This window comes from Corynebacterium sp. HMSC074H12, assembly GCF_001813755.1.
Lineage (GTDB): Bacteria > Actinomycetota > Actinomycetes > Mycobacteriales > Mycobacteriaceae > Corynebacterium > Corynebacterium hiratae.
Genome location: NZ_KV813944.1, coordinates 71,230 through 87,980, shown reverse-complemented (window position 1 = coordinate 87,980; position 16,751 = coordinate 71,230). Strand labels below are relative to the sequence as shown.

At 64.3% G+C, this 16,751-nt stretch carries 17 protein-coding genes; 4 read left to right on the top strand and 13 right to left on the bottom strand.

The window, feature by feature from the left end:
- Nucleotides 1-14 precede the first annotated feature (14 nt).
- Nucleotides 15-1,184, top strand: coding sequence for an HNH endonuclease signature motif containing protein (locus tag HMPREF2932_RS11325; protein ID WP_070545949.1), 1,170 nt, complete (start codon nucleotides 15-17; stop codon nucleotides 1,182-1,184).
- A 548-nt stretch (nucleotides 1,185-1,732) separates the two neighbouring features.
- Here the strand turns inward: HMPREF2932_RS11325 and guaA are convergent.
- Both guaA and HMPREF2932_RS11315 read right to left on the bottom strand, forming a co-directional pair.
- Nucleotides 1,733-3,301 (bottom strand): glutamine-hydrolyzing GMP synthase, encoded by a 1,569-nt coding sequence (gene guaA, locus HMPREF2932_RS11320; RefSeq protein WP_070517454.1) that lies wholly within the window; start codon nucleotides 3,299-3,301, stop codon nucleotides 1,733-1,735.
- Nucleotides 3,302-3,325: 24 nt separating this feature from the next.
- Nucleotides 3,326-4,252, bottom strand: coding sequence for a LysR family transcriptional regulator (locus tag HMPREF2932_RS11315; protein WP_071410159.1), 927 nt, complete (start codon nucleotides 4,250-4,252; stop codon nucleotides 3,326-3,328).
- A gap of 74 nt (nucleotides 4,253-4,326) precedes the next feature.
- Here HMPREF2932_RS11315 and HMPREF2932_RS11310 point away from each other — a divergent pair, with 74 nt between their 5' ends.
- The gene (locus HMPREF2932_RS11310) at nucleotides 4,327-5,310 is read left to right on the top strand and encodes an EamA family transporter (RefSeq protein ID WP_246818670.1); all 984 of its coding nucleotides are present in this window, start codon (nucleotides 4,327-4,329) and stop codon (nucleotides 5,308-5,310) included.
- 62 nt (nucleotides 5,311-5,372) lie between these two features.
- On the opposite strand, the gene HMPREF2932_RS11305 is transcribed toward HMPREF2932_RS11310, so the two are convergent.
- Together HMPREF2932_RS11305 and guaB are read right to left on the bottom strand one after the other, a co-directional pair.
- Entirely contained in the window at nucleotides 5,373-6,539 is a 1,167-nt protein-coding gene (locus tag HMPREF2932_RS11305) for a GuaB3 family IMP dehydrogenase-related protein (protein ID WP_071410157.1), read from the bottom strand.
- A 9-nt stretch (nucleotides 6,540-6,548) separates the two neighbouring features.
- On the bottom strand, nucleotides 6,549-8,063 hold the full coding sequence (guaB, locus tag HMPREF2932_RS11300; protein WP_071407376.1) for an IMP dehydrogenase: 1,515 nt from the start codon (nucleotides 8,061-8,063) through the stop codon (nucleotides 6,549-6,551).
- 149 nt (nucleotides 8,064-8,212) lie between these two features.
- On the opposite strand from guaB, the gene HMPREF2932_RS11295 reads away from it, so the two are divergent.
- The gene (locus tag HMPREF2932_RS11295) at nucleotides 8,213-8,587 is read left to right on the top strand and encodes a DUF5319 domain-containing protein (RefSeq protein ID WP_046648414.1); all 375 of its coding nucleotides are present in this window, start codon (nucleotides 8,213-8,215) and stop codon (nucleotides 8,585-8,587) included.
- Between the two features lie 89 nt (nucleotides 8,588-8,676).
- Here the strand turns inward: HMPREF2932_RS11295 and HMPREF2932_RS11290 are convergent, their stop codons facing one another.
- Nucleotides 8,677-9,519, bottom strand: a complete 843-nt coding sequence (locus HMPREF2932_RS11290; protein WP_071407377.1) for a hypothetical protein — start codon at nucleotides 9,517-9,519, stop codon at nucleotides 8,677-8,679.
- 92 nt (nucleotides 9,520-9,611) lie between these two features.
- Nucleotides 9,612-10,229: a sigma-70 family RNA polymerase sigma factor gene (locus HMPREF2932_RS11285; protein WP_070545939.1), complete on the bottom strand. Its 618-nt coding sequence runs from the start codon at nucleotides 10,227-10,229 to the stop codon at nucleotides 9,612-9,614.
- A gap of 350 nt (nucleotides 10,230-10,579) precedes the next feature.
- Between HMPREF2932_RS11285 and HMPREF2932_RS11280 the strand changes: the two genes are divergently transcribed.
- The gene (locus HMPREF2932_RS11280) at nucleotides 10,580-10,879 is read left to right on the top strand and encodes a WhiB family transcriptional regulator (protein WP_046648418.1); all 300 of its coding nucleotides are present in this window, start codon (nucleotides 10,580-10,582) and stop codon (nucleotides 10,877-10,879) included.
- A 289-nt stretch (nucleotides 10,880-11,168) separates the two neighbouring features.
- Here HMPREF2932_RS11280 and groL read toward each other — a convergent pair whose 3' ends face one another.
- The 7 genes from groL to HMPREF2932_RS11245 all read right to left on the bottom strand — a co-directional run bounded on the left by groL (nucleotide 11,169) and on the right by HMPREF2932_RS11245 (nucleotide 16,734).
- Nucleotides 11,169-12,785: a chaperonin GroEL gene (groL, locus tag HMPREF2932_RS11275; protein ID WP_049157037.1), complete on the bottom strand. Its 1,617-nt coding sequence runs from the start codon at nucleotides 12,783-12,785 to the stop codon at nucleotides 11,169-11,171.
- A gap of 12 nt (nucleotides 12,786-12,797) precedes the next feature.
- On the bottom strand, nucleotides 12,798-13,097 hold the full coding sequence (gene groES, locus HMPREF2932_RS11270; RefSeq protein WP_167595557.1) for a co-chaperone GroES: 300 nt from the start codon (nucleotides 13,095-13,097) through the stop codon (nucleotides 12,798-12,800).
- A gap of 355 nt (nucleotides 13,098-13,452) precedes the next feature.
- Nucleotides 13,453-13,881, bottom strand: a complete 429-nt coding sequence (locus HMPREF2932_RS11265) for a hypothetical protein (RefSeq protein WP_049157036.1) — start codon at nucleotides 13,879-13,881, stop codon at nucleotides 13,453-13,455.
- A gap of 78 nt (nucleotides 13,882-13,959) precedes the next feature.
- Nucleotides 13,960-15,012 (bottom strand): tRNA (adenosine(37)-N6)-threonylcarbamoyltransferase complex transferase subunit TsaD, encoded by a 1,053-nt coding sequence (tsaD, locus tag HMPREF2932_RS11260; RefSeq protein ID WP_046648420.1) that lies wholly within the window; start codon nucleotides 15,010-15,012, stop codon nucleotides 13,960-13,962.
- A complete protein-coding gene (gene rimI, locus HMPREF2932_RS11255) occupies nucleotides 15,006-15,500 on the bottom strand; it encodes a ribosomal protein S18-alanine N-acetyltransferase (RefSeq protein WP_070702185.1) in 495 nt (164 codons plus the stop codon). The genes tsaD and rimI overlap by 7 nt, the downstream gene beginning before the upstream one ends.
- Complete coding sequence (gene tsaB, locus HMPREF2932_RS11250) at nucleotides 15,497-16,189, bottom strand: tRNA (adenosine(37)-N6)-threonylcarbamoyltransferase complex dimerization subunit type 1 TsaB (RefSeq protein WP_071410156.1); 693 nt, start codon at nucleotides 16,187-16,189, stop codon at nucleotides 15,497-15,499. Before tsaB ends, rimI begins: the two co-directional genes overlap by 4 nt.
- Nucleotides 16,189-16,734, bottom strand: coding sequence for a hypothetical protein (locus HMPREF2932_RS11245; protein WP_046648423.1), 546 nt, complete (start codon nucleotides 16,732-16,734; stop codon nucleotides 16,189-16,191). Before HMPREF2932_RS11245 ends, tsaB begins: the two co-directional genes overlap by 1 nt.
- Between the last annotated feature and the right edge of the window lie 17 nt (nucleotides 16,735-16,751).

Sequence of the window (16,751 nt, the reverse complement as noted above, 5' to 3'; positions counted from 1 at the left end):
TTAGGCTGTGGGCTATGCAACTGGGGGGTTACATTCAAGCACTAGCGCGCGGGCTCGACGTGGTCGAGCAATGCGCCGGTGTCACACGCGCTCAGCTGGTTGAGATGGGTGCGCGGCCGGATTTCGCGGAGAAGCTCCTAGGGCTGCACGCGGTGTATTTCGGGGACACGATGTTCCGCTCCCGGCAGCGCAAGGCCCGCCGCACGGGCCACGACGTGTTCACGCTCCTCGATATCGAGCGCTATTGTTCCAAGCTCAAAGCCCGCAGGGCCTGGGAGCTGCGCCAGCTACTAGCTGCCACCCCGCGGGAGAAAATCCCCATGGTGGCGAAGGCAAAGCTCAAAGAATGGCGCCCGCCCAAGGACCCCGCCCCAGGCGTGCGAGTGACGCGGCGCGCGGGCCGCAACCACACGCTGAGCATTACGGATTCCTCGCTCAATATTTCCAAATTGCTGGCCGTGCTTAAGACCACCGACAAGGACTTGCTCACCGCGGCGCATACCGTGTTCCGCGGCGGGGGTGGCTCCGGCCAGAAGCTGCAGTCCAACGTCATCGTGCGATTGGATGAACTCGACCGCATAGTCGACGGTGATGGCGAAGAGATTGAACTACAGCTGACCAATGGGGCCACGATGACGGGTGCGGAGTTCGTGCGCGAAAAGCTTGCCGACGTCGGCCTCATCACCCTCGTCCATCCCCACCACGGCCCCGTGAACCTGTACATGGCGAGCCGTTTCGCCAACACCAAGCAGCGCCTCGCGCTGTCAGCGGAGCACCCGACGTGCGCGTGGCCGGGTTGCAACGCGCCTGCCGACGACTCCCAGATCCACCACCTCACCCGTTTCCAGGACGGCGGGCCGACAAACATGGCCAACTTGGTGCCGCTGTGTGCATACCACAATGCGGTCAATGACGATGATCCAGAAAAGCCCACCGGCCGCGGGCGCCTCGACCGCATCGATGGCCGCGTGCACTACCTGCCGCCGTGGGCGGGGCCGCCGATTCCCATTGAAAGCCCGGCCCACCCGCCGCGCTCCGCTCCGGGGCCAGCTCGCGCATCCACGGATCCGCCGGCATCCGGCCCGCCCGACCCACGCACCACGCCGCGTGGGACACCAGCCCCTGTCTCCGGCGCGCCACCGCATAACTCCGGCGAACCTCCGGACCCGCCACCGAGTTCATGAGTGCTTTTAGTCCGTAGACTTCGCCCTGATCTCACGGTGGAAGCGCCACCCCGCCGGCTCAATGGTTCAGCGGCTCGCGGGTCACCGCTCCGCCGAACCAACCGGTCGCAGGCTGCCGCTCCGCAGCCCCACCAGCCGGAGACACCCTACGGCACACAGCCGCTTTAACCAGCCGCTCGCTGAGAAAATTTGCTCGGCGTGCGGCTACTCGCGCGCGCGATATAGAGGTATGCGTCCTTGTGCCGTGCGTACTAACGCCGTCGATACTGGCAACGGGCACGCTAACGCCATCCAGACTGGCGCCTGTCGCGACCACCCCCTGGAGGGTACGCAGGAGCCTGGCACCGCGCCATCTGCCCCCATTCCGCGGAGCTGAGTGCCGGGGATCGAAAACGGGGAACGCGGCCGCGCCCTGTTAATTCAAGGCGCGGCCGCGCTACACAGCGTCTGGGAGTTTGCTTCGCTGCCCGCTTTCTACCACCGAGCTATCTCACTGAGATACTCCACTGCACTGCTACAGTGCGTGTCCCAGTGCCTTTCGGCTGCGCTTACTCCCACTCGATGGTTCCCGGCGGCTTCGACGTCACGTCGAGCACCACGCGGTTGACTTCCTTAACCTCGTTGGTGATGCGGGTGGAAATCTTCTCCAGCACGTCGTACGGCAGGCGCGTCCAGTCGGCGGTCATGGCGTCCTCGGAGGACACCGGGCGCAGGACGATCGGGTGGCCGTAGGTGCGGCCATCGCCTTGGACGCCGACGGAGCGGACGTCGGCAAGCAGCACCACCGGGCACTGCCAAATCTCGCCGTCCAGACCAGCGTTGGTCAGCTCGGTACGCGCGATGAGGTCCGCCTGGCGCAGCGTCTCGAGTCGCTCCTCGGTGACCTCGCCGATGATGCGGATACCCAGGCCCGGGCCCGGGAAGGGCTGGCGCGCCACGATCTCCTCCGGCAGGCCCAGTTCACGGCCAACCGCGCGCACCTCATCCTTGAAGAGCAGGCGGAGCGGCTCGACGAGCTCGAATTCGACGTCGTCAGGCAGGCCGCCCACGTTGTGGTGGGACTTAATGTTCGCGGTACCGTCACCGCCACCGGACTCCACCACGTCCGGGTACAGCGTGCCCTGCACCAGGAAGGCGGCATCCTGGCCGTCCAGGGCCTGGTCGACGGCGCGCTCGAAGGAGCGGATGAACTCCGCACCGATGGCCTTACGCTTGGCCTCCGGCTCGGTCACACCGGCCAGCTTGGAAAGGAAAGCCTCGCGCTCATCAGCGGTGATGAGCTTGGCGCCAGTCGACGCCACGAAGTCCTTCTCCACCTGTTCACGCTCACCTGCGCGAAGCAGACCGTGGTCGACGAAGACACAGGTCAAACGGTCACCGATTGCGCGCTGCACGAGGGCTGCGGCTACGGCGGAATCCACGCCGCCGGACAAGCCGCAGATTGCGCGGCCTTCCTCGCCGATCTGCTCGCGCACATCGTTGATGAGCTGCTCCGCGATGTTCTCCGTGGTCCAGTTCTGCTCCAAGCCTGCTACCTCAGTCAGGAAGCGCGTGAGCACCTCCTGGCCGTGCGGCGAGTGAAGAACTTCCGGGTGGTATTGCACGCCGGCCATCTGCTTGGACAGGCACTCGAAGGCTGCCACGGGAGCGCCTTCGGAGGAAGCGGTCACCTCAAAGCCCTCCGGGGCTTCCGTGACCGAATCGCCGTGAGACATCCACACCTTGTGGGTGTCCTCCAGACCCTTGTGCAGCACGCCGCCGGACACGGTCATGTCCGTGCGGCCGTACTCGCGGGCACCCGTGGAGGCCACGGTGCCGCCTAGGGCTTGGGTCATGGACTGGAAGCCGTAGCAGATACCAAAGACCGGGATGCCGAGCTCGAGCAGCTCCGGCTTCAGTGCAGGGGCGCCGTCCGCGTATACGGAAGACGGGCCACCGGAAAGGATCAGCGCGGCTGGGTTCTTGGCCTTGATGTCCTCCACGGAGGCGGAATTGGGGACAACCTCGGAGTAGATGTTGGCCTCACGCACGCGCCGGGCGATGAGCTGCGCGTACTGGGCGCCAAAGTCCACCACGAGGACAGGACGCGGGGTTGTATTTGGGTTAGTCACGGTCATCAGTTTAACGCAAGAACCCGCACCCTAGACCGCAGGGAGTGGCCCATAATCTTTCGCGGTGGCAGCTGCCTTGCTCAACGCCGCCCGAAACGCCCGCAGCGCAGGGTGTCCCTCGCGCCCAGCGCGAACCGCGGTGTAGAGCGTGCGGGTGGGATTACCAGGCAAGGCAACCACACGCACGCCTTCGATCTCTTCGAGAAAAAGGTCCGAGATCACCGCCACCGCGTGGCCCGTGCGCACGAGGTGAGCGTGCAGGAAGGGATCCGGGGTTTCATAGAGCACGCTGGGGCTAAAACCATGCCGGCGGCACAGACGGTGGACGAAGCGCCCCAATAAAAACTCCTCCGGGTCCATGGCAAAAGGGATTTCGCCATCGAACGCTGCAAAATCCTCTAAGCGCAGTGTGTTCCAGGGGCCGGTGAGTGGGGTGATGAGGCGTAGGGGGTCGTCGAGAAGCAGCTCCCGGTGGGTGTGCTCATCCGTGGCGGGCATGTCCGACTCATACTCTTCACCCAGGATGAGGTCCACCTCCCGGCGCGCCAGCAGCTCCATCGCGCCATCGGCTTCGCGCTGGATGATCTGCACGCGCAGGTCCGGGTACTCCCTGGCTAGCTCCGTCAGCGCCCGCGGCACCAATGAGGACATGATCGTTTGAAACGTCGTGACCTTGATCGTGCCGCGCACCGCATTGGTTGACGCGATGACCTGTGACTCCGCCTCATCCGCCAAGGCGAGCATCCGCTCCGCGTAAGAGGCAAGGATTTCCCCCTGCTCCGTCAACCGCACTCGCCGGCCGACTTTCTCATAGAGCGCCACGCCGACGTCTTTTTCACACTGCGCCAGTTGTTGGGAGATGGCCGAGTGCGTATAGCGCAGCGATTCCGCCACAGCGGTGACGGTGCCGAGGCGTTGCAGCTCGGAGAGAATGCGCAGACGGTGCAGATCCAACATGACAGAATCCCTAACGGGTACGTGTTAAAAACTGTAGATAGACTAACAGTTCTTCCCACCCCACAATGGTCTGCATGACCAATCCGTTTGCCGTTCTGTGCGTCATTGGCTCGTGCATTTCACTCCAGCTCGACGCGAGTCTCGCCATTCAGCTCTTCCCCATTGGCGGCCCGTGGGGCACCGCCTCGCTGCGTCTGCTTTTCGCCGCCGTGATTCTGCTCGCCATTGCGCGACCGCGCGTGCACACATGGAGCCGCGAGAAATGGATCTCTGCCACCATTTTCGGCCTCACTCTGGGCCTGATGAATGGCTTCTTCTATTCCGGCATCGAGCTGGTTGCGCTGGGGCCTGCCGTGACCATCGAGTTCCTCGGCCCGCTGCTGCTGGCGGCGTGTCTCTCCCGCTCGCTTCGCGACGCCACCTGCGTCGCCCTCGCCCTTCTCGGCATGGGTCTGATGGGCCTGGATTCCTTCAACGGAGACCCCCTCGACCTGCGAGGTGTGTTCTTCCTGCTGTGCGCCGGCGCGATGTGGGCTGCTTATATCTTGGCCAGCAAGAAGGCCGGCGCGCTCTTTAGCGGTGCAGACGGCTTGGCTATGGCTTTCCTCATCGGCGGCCTCGTGCTCCTGCCAGTGGGTGGGCGCGGGGCGGTGGCGTTGGCCAGCGACCCCACCCTATTGCTGTTTGCCCTGGGCACGGGCGTGCTGGCCTCGCTCATCCCCTACTCGTTGGAGTTCCTGGCGCTACGCAGGCTTGCCCCCAACGTCTTTTCCATCTTGATCGCTTTGGAGCCCGTTTTCGCCGCGCTCTTTGGCTGGATCCTGCTCTCCCAGAACGTGTCTCAGCTCAAGCTGGCAGCTATCGGGCTGGTGGTGGTGGCCTCGGTGCTCCAAACCATGGCGCCGGCGCGCGGGCGCGTGGTTTTCCGCAAGGTGGCACTGCGCCCACGCCGCCTGAAGAAGCCCCGGCTGCTGTGGTTTCACAAGCCACGCAATCGCAGCTCTGATCCAGCAGTGAGTCCAGTGCTCAGCACAAAGGACGCCGAGGCAGCGAAGTAAACTCCGTCCCGAGCCAGGCTGAGCGGCGCAGCGCCCCAACGGGGGAAGCTGCGCCTGCAGGACTAGCGAACGGCTAGCCCAACCTTCTGGAAGGACTTCAGATCCGTGTAGCCGCACTTTGCCATGGCGCGCTTCAGCCCGCCAACCAGGTTGAGCTCACCCAGCGGCTCGTTGGACGGGCCATGGAGCACAACCTCCAACGACGGCGCACCCGCTGAGGCATCCTCGGCGGCGTCAAAAGCATCGGCGCCAGAAGTGCCGGTGCCCAGGAGGGCATCGGCCACGCCAATCGGCTCGATGAGGCCGCGCGGGAAACGCGGGTGGCCGGCCGTGGACGGCCAGTACCAGCCCTTGCCGCCGGCCTCCGCCGCGCGGGCCAGGACTGGCCCTAGAACGACACCATCGGCGCCACAGGCAATGGCCTTGGCGATGTCGGCGGAGGTGAAGATGTCGCCGTCGGCAAGCACGTGCACGTAGCGGCCCTCGGTCTCATCCAGGTAGTCGCGGCGTGCGGCCGCAACATCCGCGATGGTCGTCGCCATGGGGATATCGATGCCGACGGTCTCCGGGTTGGTGTTCACTCCGGAGCCAACGATAATGCCCGCAGCACCCGCGCGCATCAGGTGCAGCGCAGTGGTGTAATCCGCCACGCCACCGGCAATCACCGGGGTATCCAGCGAGCCGATGAACTCCTTCAAGTTGAGCGGCTCGCCACCAGTCTGCACGTGCTCAGCGGAAATCAGAGTGCCGTGGATAAACAGCAGCTCCGCGCCCGCCTTAATAACCACGGGCGCCAGCTCGCGGGCGCGCTGCGGGGACACGCGCACGGCGACGGTCACGCCGGAATCGCGGACCTGCGCGATGCGCTCTGCCAGCAACTCCTCATTCAGGGGTGCTGCGTGCAGCTCCTGCAGCGTGGACAGGTCGCCGAAGTTCTCCGTCACGCGGGCAATCGCGCCCTCCAGATCCTCGTGACGGCCCCACAAGCCCTCTGCGTTGATAACACCGAGGCCGCCCTGCTTGCCCATCTCGATAACGAACTCGGGAGTGGCCAGCGCATCGGTCGGCGCCGAGACGAATGGCACGTCAAAAGTGTAGGCATCGATGTGCCACGCGGTGTCCACATCCTTGGAGGAACGGGTGCGGCGAGTCGGCACCAGGGAGATCTGGTTCAGGTCATAGGTGCGGCGTGCCTCGCGGCCGACGCCGATTTCTACGTAATCGCGCATTGTTAGTCCTTAGCGGTAGTTCGGAGCTTCGACGATCTGCTGAAGGTGGTGCGGGTGAGACTCCTTGAGGCCCGCAGCGGTGATCTGGACAAACTGCTTGGTCTTGAGCTCAGCCAAGGTGGCGGAGCCGGTGTAGCCCATCGAGGCTCGCAGGCCGCCCACAATCTGGTGGACGATGGCATCGATATCACCGCGGAATGGCACGCGTCCCTCGACGCCCTCCGGCACTAGCTTGTCCTCGCTCTTGACGTCGGCCTGGAAGTAACGGTCCTTGGAGTAGGAGCGCTTCTCACCCGTCAGGCCGCGGCCCTGCATGGCACCCATGGAGCCCATTCCACGGTAACGCTTGTACTGCTTGCCCTGGACCACGACGATGTCACCCGGCGCCTCCGTGGTGCCGGCCAGCATGGAGCCCAGCATGACGGCATCGGCGCCGGCTGCCAAGGCCTTGGCGACGTCACCGGAGTACTGCATACCGCCATCGCCGATAACCGGCACACCTGCCGGGCCTGCCACGGCGGCGGCCTCCATGATGGCGGTGATCTGCGGGGCACCGACGCCCGCCACGACGCGCGTGGTGCAAATGGAGCCCGGTCCGATGCCGACCTTGATGGCGTCGGCGCCAGCCTCAATCATGTCGCGGGCTGCTTCACGGGTGGCCAGGTTGCCGCCGATGACGTCAATGCGGTCGCCGAAGTCCTTCTGCACGCGGGAGACCATCGCCAGCACGCGGTTGTTGTGGGCGTGGGCGGAGTCGACGACGAGGACGTCTACGCCGGCGTCGACAAGCTGGCCTGCGCGCTGGTAGGACTCCTCACCGGTGCCAATGCCGGCGGCCACGAGCAGGCGCCCGGAAGAATCCTTGGAGGCGTTGGGGAACTGTTCAGTCTTGACAAAGTCCTTGACGGTGATGAGGCCGACGAGCTTGTTCTCATCGTTGACGATGGGCAGCTTCTCCACCTTGTTGGCGGACAGCAGCGCCAGCGCCTCCTCCTTGCTGACGCCTTCCTTGGCCACAACCAGCGGCATCGGGGTCATAATCTCGGAGACCTTGCGGGAGAAATCCGGCTCGAAGCGCATGTCACGGTTGGTGCAGATACCCACGAGGGTGCCCTGCTTATCGACGACCGGCAGGCCCGAAATCCGGAACCGCGCGCACAGCGTGTCCACCTCGTCGATAGTCATGTCCGGGGTGGCGGTGACCGGGTCGGTCACCATGCCGGACTCGGAGCGCTTCACAATTTCCACCTGCTGCGCCTGATCCTCAGCAGAGAGGTTGCGGTGCAGGACGCCAATGCCGCCCTGACGGGCCATACCGATGGCCATGCGGGCCTCGGTCACGGTGTCCATCGCGGCGGATGCCAGCGGCACGCCGAGGCGAATGTTGCGGGTGAACTGCGCCGAGGTATCCACCTCGGAGGGAACGACGTTGGATTCTGCCGGCAACAGCAGGACATCATCAAAAGTAAGGCCGTAGAGTGCAATCTTGTCGGGGTTGTCTCCGCCGGTGTGGACGTGGCTCATGAGGGTGGGGCTCTCCTAAACTGACCAGATAGTTTTATGCGGTAGCCCTCACTGTAGTGCGTGGACGCCCCGTAGTGGTAGCCGTGGGTGGACGAATCGGTGTCGAGAGAGAATTGCTATGCGCGCACGGAGTTAATAGGCTCGCAGACGTGAACTTTTTCGCCAACATGCCCCGCGATCCTTTCGCGGACGATCCCAACGACCCAGCTTCCTTCCTCGAGGAGGAGGACCACGTCGAGCCGCTGTCCGAGGAGGACCGTCTCGCCGTCATCCACGATCTGGCCATGGTCCAAGAGTTCGCGCGCGTTCTCAGCCCGCGCGGCATCGACGGCATCTTCTTTTTCTGCGAGGACTGCGAGGAGAACCACTTCTACGAGTGGGACATCATGGCCTCCAACATGCAGGCCACGCTGGCAGGCCAGCTCGCCCCCGTCCACGAGCCGGGCGCGGAGCCGGACCCCATGCGCTATGTCCCGTGGGATTATGCGGTGGGCTACCTCGATGGCATGGATTCGCGCTACTAACGCGCGCGGTTGGCGCGGATTAAGTACCGCGCCTTATACAACGAAAGAACCTCTCCTCCCCGCTGTGGGAAGGAGAGGTTCTGTGCGTTTTATTGCTGGAACTGCGGCGGCGGGAGTTGGCCGTTATCCCCAGTACCATCCCCGTCGGAGTTATCGCCCTGCGGAGGCGTTGGCTGCTCGCCACCACCCGGCTGGCTCGGCTCCGGGTAAGTAGGCGCTGGAGGGTTCAGCGGGTTACCGGCCGACACCGTCTGCGTGACCACAACGGTGGACACCGCAGTCTGGGTCTGCGTGACGGTTGCCGGCTCCTGCGGCGGCTGCTCCTCTTCCACTGGAACGGGCTTTTCCACGGTCTGCGTCTGCGTCACCGTGGCGCGGGTCTGCGGCTTCGTCGTACGCGGCGCTTCTGCCTCGCGTTCCCGCTTGGCCTGGTCCACCATCTTCCGGGCTTCTTCGAGCAACTGGCGGGTGCCGTCCATGTCTCCCTGTGCGGAACGCTTTTCCATTTCGTCGAGCGTTCCAGCGAGCTCCACTACGGACACATCCTCATTGTTCGTGCCGAAGAGCGACTGATTCACGCCATAAAGCGGCGATCCCGGGCCGGCGTTGACGACCACCGCTCCGCTACCTGCGATCAGCAGCGTAGCTGCGGCCGCGCCGATGAGGCCGTGGATGAATGGCTTGCCCCGACGACGGCGACGTGCCGCATCCAGGGAAATAACCTCCGGCTCTTCGTCCGCGCCTTCGATGAGCGGGGCCGGGGGCATCTGCTTTTCGACGTCCCCGCGCAACTCCAGCAGGAGCCCTGCCAGCTCATCACCGCCATCAGAGGGATCCGTTCCTTCGGAGAGAGTGGTGAGGAATGCATCATCATCAACCAAAGGCTGCAGCTGCTCAGCGACGCCCTGCTGAGGCTGGTCCTTCTTTGCCACGATGTCCTCCCTTCCTTGATAGAGAAATTCTTAACTTGTCGGTGCCAAGTGCCGATGGCTCACTGCTAGCTTGTGCTAGCCCCACTGCTGGTTCATTGTGTCTCGTGCGAGTCGAGGGATTTGCGCAATTGCGCCAGTGCACGATGCTGTGCCACGCGGACTGCGCCAGGGGTGGACTCCACAATTTCTGCGGTCTCCTCTGCCGACAGCCCCACGAACACACGCAAAATGATAATGTCCCGGGCCTTGTCACTTAACGTATCGAGCATGGCCCGCACTCTGTTACTACCGTCCATGACCAGAGCGGATTCTTCGGGGGTAGCGTCCTCAGCGGCGTCTTCCGGGACGTCGTCCGTGGGATGTGTCTGATCGCGGCTGAGGGCGCGGTGGGCGTCGGTCACCTTGTGGGCAGCGATGCCGTACACGTAGGCCATAAACGGGCGGCCCTTGTCCTTGTACGTGCCAATCGACGTCGCCACCGCCAAGCAGATTTCCTGCGCCACATCCTCCGCCGTGGGCTGACGGTGGCCGCCGATGCGGGCGCGGCAATAGCGCAGGACCTGCGGGTGAATAATGCGCATGATGCGCTGTAGGGCGCGGCGGCTACCGTCGACAGCGAGCGGAACGAGGTCCGCTAATTCCTTATCGCTGTCGCGCTTCGACGCCGCTGAGGAGCCGCTCGCGTCTGTAGCTTGAGTAGCCACTGTCATCCTTGCTTGTTCTGCTTGGTGTATTAGTTCATATTCTGCACGAATATCATGTCACAACCTTTGGTTGAAACCCGAAACGACGGGCCTATTCCCCACCCTTCGACGGCTATGAGAAAAGTTCATACACCGTTCATCTTAGATGTAGGTGCAGGTCATCAAGGGTAAAAGTGAGAGTTTTCGGCCTGCTACACCTACATGTCAGCATTGCGTAACGCGCCGTTTACCCAAGGAGGACACACTTCTATCTCGTCTCACCTCGCCCCGGTGCTCAGGGCGCCACCCCGTGCAAAGGCTTGCCCACAGCACGATGCGCACCCGGGCGCTCTATCTTTGATTAAGGAGAATCGAACGTGTCTCAGTCCTTCCTGCTCCCCGGGCCGAATGCGGACTTTTGGGATTGGCAGCTCCACGGGGCATGCCGTGGAGAAAACTCTGACGTGTTCTACCACCCGGACGGCGAGCGCGGGCGCGCCCGCGCTCAGCGCGAAAGCCGCGCCAAGGCGATCTGCCACACCTGCCCAGTCATCGAAATGTGCCGCGAACATGCCCTGGCCTCCGGCGAGCCCTACGGCGTGTGGGGTGGCATGAGTGAATCTGAGCGCGTCGTAGCTCTGCGCTCGCGCGACGCTCACGCCACCGTCAGCGCCTAAGCCCCTCGCTTCACGCTTCGTAGCCGTAACGGGGCCAGACGCGTGGTTTCTTTAGGTAGCATCATTTCCCGCTCGTACCGACAGTCTTCGCGTCGAGGCAACCCCCGGACTCCGTGCCCACATCCCAGGGGATCGCACGGCTAGCTCCGTAGAACAGTTACTCACCGGTGAGTCACCGGTGAATGCAGGACAAAGGCCCGCAGCCCCTTCCCCACGTACGGGGCTTGGGCGACGGGCCTTTTCTTGTAGCTCTTTGCTATTCCCGGAGAAACGTTGTTTCCCCGCGCTTTTAGTGGGCGTGCGCGTGGCCTGCCTGTGCCGGTTCCTCCTCGGCGGGCTTCTCCACCACGGAAGCCTCGGTGGTGAGCACCATGCGGGCCACGGAGGCGGCGTTAACAACTGCGGAGTGGGTGACCTTCACCGGGTCGATGATGCCCTGCTCCAGCAGGTTGCCGTATTCCAGGGTGGCGGCGTTGAAGCCTTCACCGTTGGCCTGCTCGGCAACGCGGGCGACGACGACGGAACCATCCAAGCCGGCGTTCTCAGCGATCCAGTAGGCCGGGCGGGTTAGCGCGCGGGCTACGGCCAGCACACCTACCTTGGCCTCGCCCTCGAAGCCCTCGGCGAAGGCCTCGAGCTCCTGGGAGATCTGAACCAGCGCGGAGCCGCCGCCAGCGATAACGCCCTCTTCAACGGCCGCGCGGGCGGCGTTGATGGCGTCCTCGACGCGCAGCTTGCGCTCGTTGACCTCGGTCTCGGTAGCGGCACCAACGCGGATGACGGCAACGCCACCGGAAAGCTTGGCCAAACGCTCCTCGAGCTTCTCCTTATCCCAGGTGGAGTCGGTGCGCTCGATCTCGCGACGCAGCTGCTCGCGGCGCTCCTCGACGGCCTCTGCAGTACCTGCACCATCCACGATCACGGTGTCCTCCTTGGACACGGTGACGCGACGTGCGGAGCCGAGAACCTCCGGGCCGACCTCCTTGAGGTTGATGCCAACCTCCGGGTCGACGACCGTAGCACCGGTGACAACAGCCAGGTCATCCATGAAGCCCTTGCGACGCTCGCCGAAGTACGGGGACTTCACGGCGGCGACCTTGAGGACCTTGCGGATGGAGTTCACGACGAGTGCCTGCAGCGGCTCGCCCTCGATGTCCTCAGCGATGATCAGCGTCGGGCGCGAGGACTCCGCGATCTTCTCCAACAGCGGCAGGAAGTCCGGCAGGGAGGAGATCTTGTTGCGGACGAGGAGAATTGCGGCGTCGTCAAGCACGGCGTTGTAGGTCTCCTCCTCCGTTGCGAAGTACGGGGAGAGGTAGCCCTTGTCGAAGGAAATACCCTCAGTAACGTCCACGGTGGACTCGATGGTCTGGGACTCCTCGACGGTCACGACGCCGTCCTTGCCCACCTTGTCCATCGCGCCGGCAACCATCTCGCCGACCTCCGCATCGCGGGAGGAGACGGTGGCAACCTGGGAGATCTCCGCAGAAGAGTTCACCGGGGTGGCGCGCTTCTTGAGTTCTTCGACGACCTTCTCAGCAGCCGCCGCGATGCCCTTGTTGAGCTCCACCGGGTTAGCGCCGGCGGCAACGTTGCGCAGGCCCTCGAATACGAGTGCCTGGGCCAGCAAGGTGGCGGTGGTGGTGCCGTCGCCGGCGATGTCGTTGGTCTTGACGGCCACGGACTTCACCAGCTGGGCGCCGAGGTTCTCAAAAGGATCGTCGAGGTCAATGTCGCGGGCGATGGTGACGCCGTCATTCGTGACGGTCGGGCCACCGAAAGCCTTGGACAGCACGACGTTGCGGCCGCGGGGGCCGAGGGTGACCTTGACGGCGTCGGCCAGCGTGTCCACACCGCGCTGGATGCCCTCGCGGGCCTCCTGGTCAAATGCAATCAGTTTTGGCATAGGGTTAATCGCCTACTTCTCGATGACAGCGAGCAGATCACGAGCGGACAGCAGGAGGTACTCCTGGCCGTCGTACTTCAGCTCGGTGCCGCCGTACTTGGAGAAGATGACGGTGTCACCCTCGTTAACGCCAACCGGGACAACCTCGCCCTTATCGTTGGTGCGGCCCGGGCCAACGGCTACGACGGTGGCCTCCTGCGGCTTCTCCTTGGCGGAGTCCGGGATAACCAGGCCGGACGCAGTGGTGGTCTCAGCTTCAACGATCTGGACGAGGACCTTGTCCTCCAGCGGCTTGATGTTTGCCATGATGATTTCCTCCAAAGTGTTCTTAATGCGCGTCCACGTGGACGCGCGTGTGCCGGTTGTGGGTAGCCCAGCACAGCCGTCGTCGCGGGTGAACAACTGTGGGTCAAAACAACCTGCCTAGCACTCTACCCTCGCGACTGCTAGCCCTCAACAGCCCGGGCCGCTAACCCGTTCGCCCTCCGCGAACGCCGCCCTCACGCGCGCGAGAGTTGTCATGTTTTCCGCCACAACCTCGGCCAATAGAACCGGAGAGAGTCCCGAAAACCACCAAAGACGCTCGGGCTCGAGTCGAGCCATCGCGTCCTTGGGTTCCTGAGGGCTGCGGTAACGCACCCTCGGCCTGCCTATGGGAGTTACGGATTTAAACCTGCTTATCGGAGTTGATGACGGCCGCGCGCCACAGGTTGTACTCCTCCGGGTTGTCCTCGCGGTAGTTCTTCACCGCGCGGATGCCGTGCTCAACGGCTTCGACGACCTCGTCGATGTTCTTGTCGTCGCCGTCGGCAGTGACGAAGATGACCGGGCCGCAGATGGAGCGGATCGGGTCCTGCAGGAAAGCGGAGTTTCCGGTAGCGGCGGCGTTGCGGGCCAGGGAGGCCACTGGGTTCGGGTCGGCGTCGTCAGCCTTCGCGTTCGGGTTAAACAGCGCCGCGTAAGTCTGGCCATCATCCTGGAAGGCCACGGAAACGCGATCCTCGGTGGTACCACCGAGGAATTGGTTTGCCTGTTCGAGCTCAAACTCGATGATGCGGCGGGACAGGTCAGGGTTAACGAGGAATCCAGTGGTCATAGCGGTGTGAGCTCCTTGTGTGTGAGCCGGACGATTATCGGTCATCACACTACCGGCACCCTGGAGGTTGCGCATCCGCTAGCGCGCAGCGGCCACGAGCGGAACCTCCACCTCAAGCTGCGTATCGGTCCCACACGCCAGGCCGGAAGGTTCAGCGCCCTCGTGGATGAGCTGGGCAGCCACCGCGGCGATCATCACGCCATTGTCGGTGCACAGCTTGAAACGCGGCACGCGCAGCTCGATTCCTGCGGATTCGCAGCGCTTCGCCGCCAAGGCGCGCAGACGCGAATTCGCCGCCACGCCGCCGCCGAGCAGCAGTACCTTGGCGCCTGTGTCCTGGCAGGCGCGCACGGCCTTGGCGGTCAGCACATCTGCCACCGCCTCCTGGAAGGAGGCACACAGGTCCTCAACCTGGACCGTGGTGCCCTCGCGCTCGGCCTTTTCCACGTGGCGTGCTACCGCCGTCTTGAGTCCCGAGAAGGAGAAATTGTGGCGGTTGGGCCCGCGCAGGTCCTCGGCCTTGGACAAACCTCGCGGCAGGTCGATGGTGGGCTTTCCTTGGGCGGCCAGCTTATCGATGACCGGCCCTCCCGGATACCCCAACCCCAGGAGGCGGGAGACTTTGTCGTAGGCTTCGCCGGCGGCGTCGTCAAGCGTGGTGCCCAGTTCCTTCATGGGTTTGCCCACGGCCTCGACCTCAAGCAGCTGGGTGTGACCGCCAGAGACGAGCAGGGCCACCGAGTGCGGCAGCTCCTCGCCCTCCAGGTTGGCCACCGCGACGTGCCCGCCGAGGTGGTTGACGCCGTAGAAGGGCACGCCCCACGCCGAAGCAAAGGCCTTGGCGGCAGACGCCCCGACGAGGAGTGCGCCGGCGAGGCCCGGCCCCACGGTGGCGGCCACCGCATCGGGCTTCTCGATGCCCGCCTCCTCCAACGCCGCCTTCATCACCTGCGGCATGGCTTCGAGGTGGGCGCGGGAGGCGATCTCCGGAACCACACCGCCGAAGCGGGCGTGCTGCTCCATGGAGGAGGCGACGACGTCGGCTCGGATCTCCATGTGTCCATTCTCAGACAGCTCGATGATGCCCACGCCGGTTTCGTCGCAGGAGGACTCGATGCCGAGGATTAACATCTCTCACTCTTTCGTGGTCGGTACATGGTGTGGGCGTCCGCGCCGGAGGGCTGATAGTAGTTGCGGCGCAGGCCGTTGATGACAAAATCATAGGCCTCGTAGAGGCGGATGGCCGGATCGTTGCCCACGCGCACTTCGAGGAAGATGGGCGCGTCGTGGGAATCTGCAAGCTCGACGATGGCGTCCATCATCAGCCGCGCGATGCCGCGCCGCTGGGCGGCGGGGTCGACGCCGATGGTGTGGATTTCGTACTCCGGCCAGGCGGCAGGCCCCATCCGTCCCACGCCGGCGTAACCGAGAACTTCCGCGCGGTTGTCGTTGTGGTCTTCGCGGTTGACGCTTGCGTCAACCGCCCAGTAGGTGGTGTGGCCCTCCGCGATTTCCTGCTCGAAGGCATGCGCCGGCCATGGGTGTTCGCCGGGGAAGAGGACTTTCTCGAGCTCAGCACAGCGCGGCGCGTCCGCGGGGGTCAGTGGGCGCAGCCTCATGATTCGGGAGTGTCCTCGATGCCGCCGACGAGCGCGGCCGAGCGCGGCTTGGTCTGTGGCTCCACGGCATCGGGACGGCGCAGGTAGAGCGGGACGAGTGGCGCGGGTTCAGCGGACAGATCAGCGCAGGCCACCAAACCCGCGGCGCGCGGTGTGGCCCACTCGCGGGGAAGGTCAGCGATACCCTCCGGCAAACGCGGGGCGATGGACTCTGGGAACACGAGGCGCGCGGTCTCCGGACTCGAAAGTCCGGCGGCGCTCAGATCGAGGGTTTCCGGCTTCGATACGTTCGGGCCACTCCGGCGCTCCCCTTCGTCATAGGTGGCCCAGTAGACCTCTTTGCGGCGGGCGTCGATGGCCACCAGCCACTCCCCCGTGCGCCCGTGCGCGATGGCATCCAAGGTGCACACGCCGTGTACCGGCACGTGGAGGGCCACTCCCAACGCGGAGGCGGTGGCCATGCCCACGCGCAGGCCGGTAAACGGCCCGGGCCCCGTGCCCACGACGATGGCGGAGAGATCTGGGTAGGTCAGGGAGGCGTCGGCAAGCAGCTCCTCGATGGTAGGGATGAGCTGCTCGTTGTGGGCGCGCGTACCGCTGATGACGCGGTCGATGCTGTCGCCAGTGTCGGTGTCAACGATGCCCGTGACCAGATCCGTGGTGGCGGTATCGAGTGCGAGGACCTTCATTAGCCCACGAACTGCCAGGCAGGAGCGTCCTCATTGTCAGCACCCTGCTGCAACATCTGGTCATCACCGCGCAGGAACTGCAGCGGCTCGCCCGGCTGGATGCCGCGCAGCGGCGGAGCGTCCTGACCCTGGGCCTTGGCCATCTCCACCTGCTCGAGGACGCCGGAGCAGAGGTCCACCTGGGAGCGGTTCAGCTTCTCCACCTGGTACTCCTGATTGACGCTGACGGTGACAAAGTAGTTCTCATCCTCCGCCACCTTGCCGTCGACGAAGTCGATACCGGCGACATCCACGCCGCCTTCCCCAAGCTGCTGCTCCGTAGCACCCGGGCAGACGACGAGACCGGCAATCCAATCCTGGCCGTAGACGTCGGGGACCAAGAGCGCGGAGAAGCTCAGGTTCTTCGGGTACGTGTCCAAGGTTTCACCCAACGTCGAGGAAGGCTCCTCCGGCGAGCGGGTCATGGACAGCGCGATGAGCAAGCCAAGGACGATGGCAAAGCCGCCGATGACAACGGTCGTGATGAATTGGCCGATTTTATTCATGGGGATGTGCTCCTAAT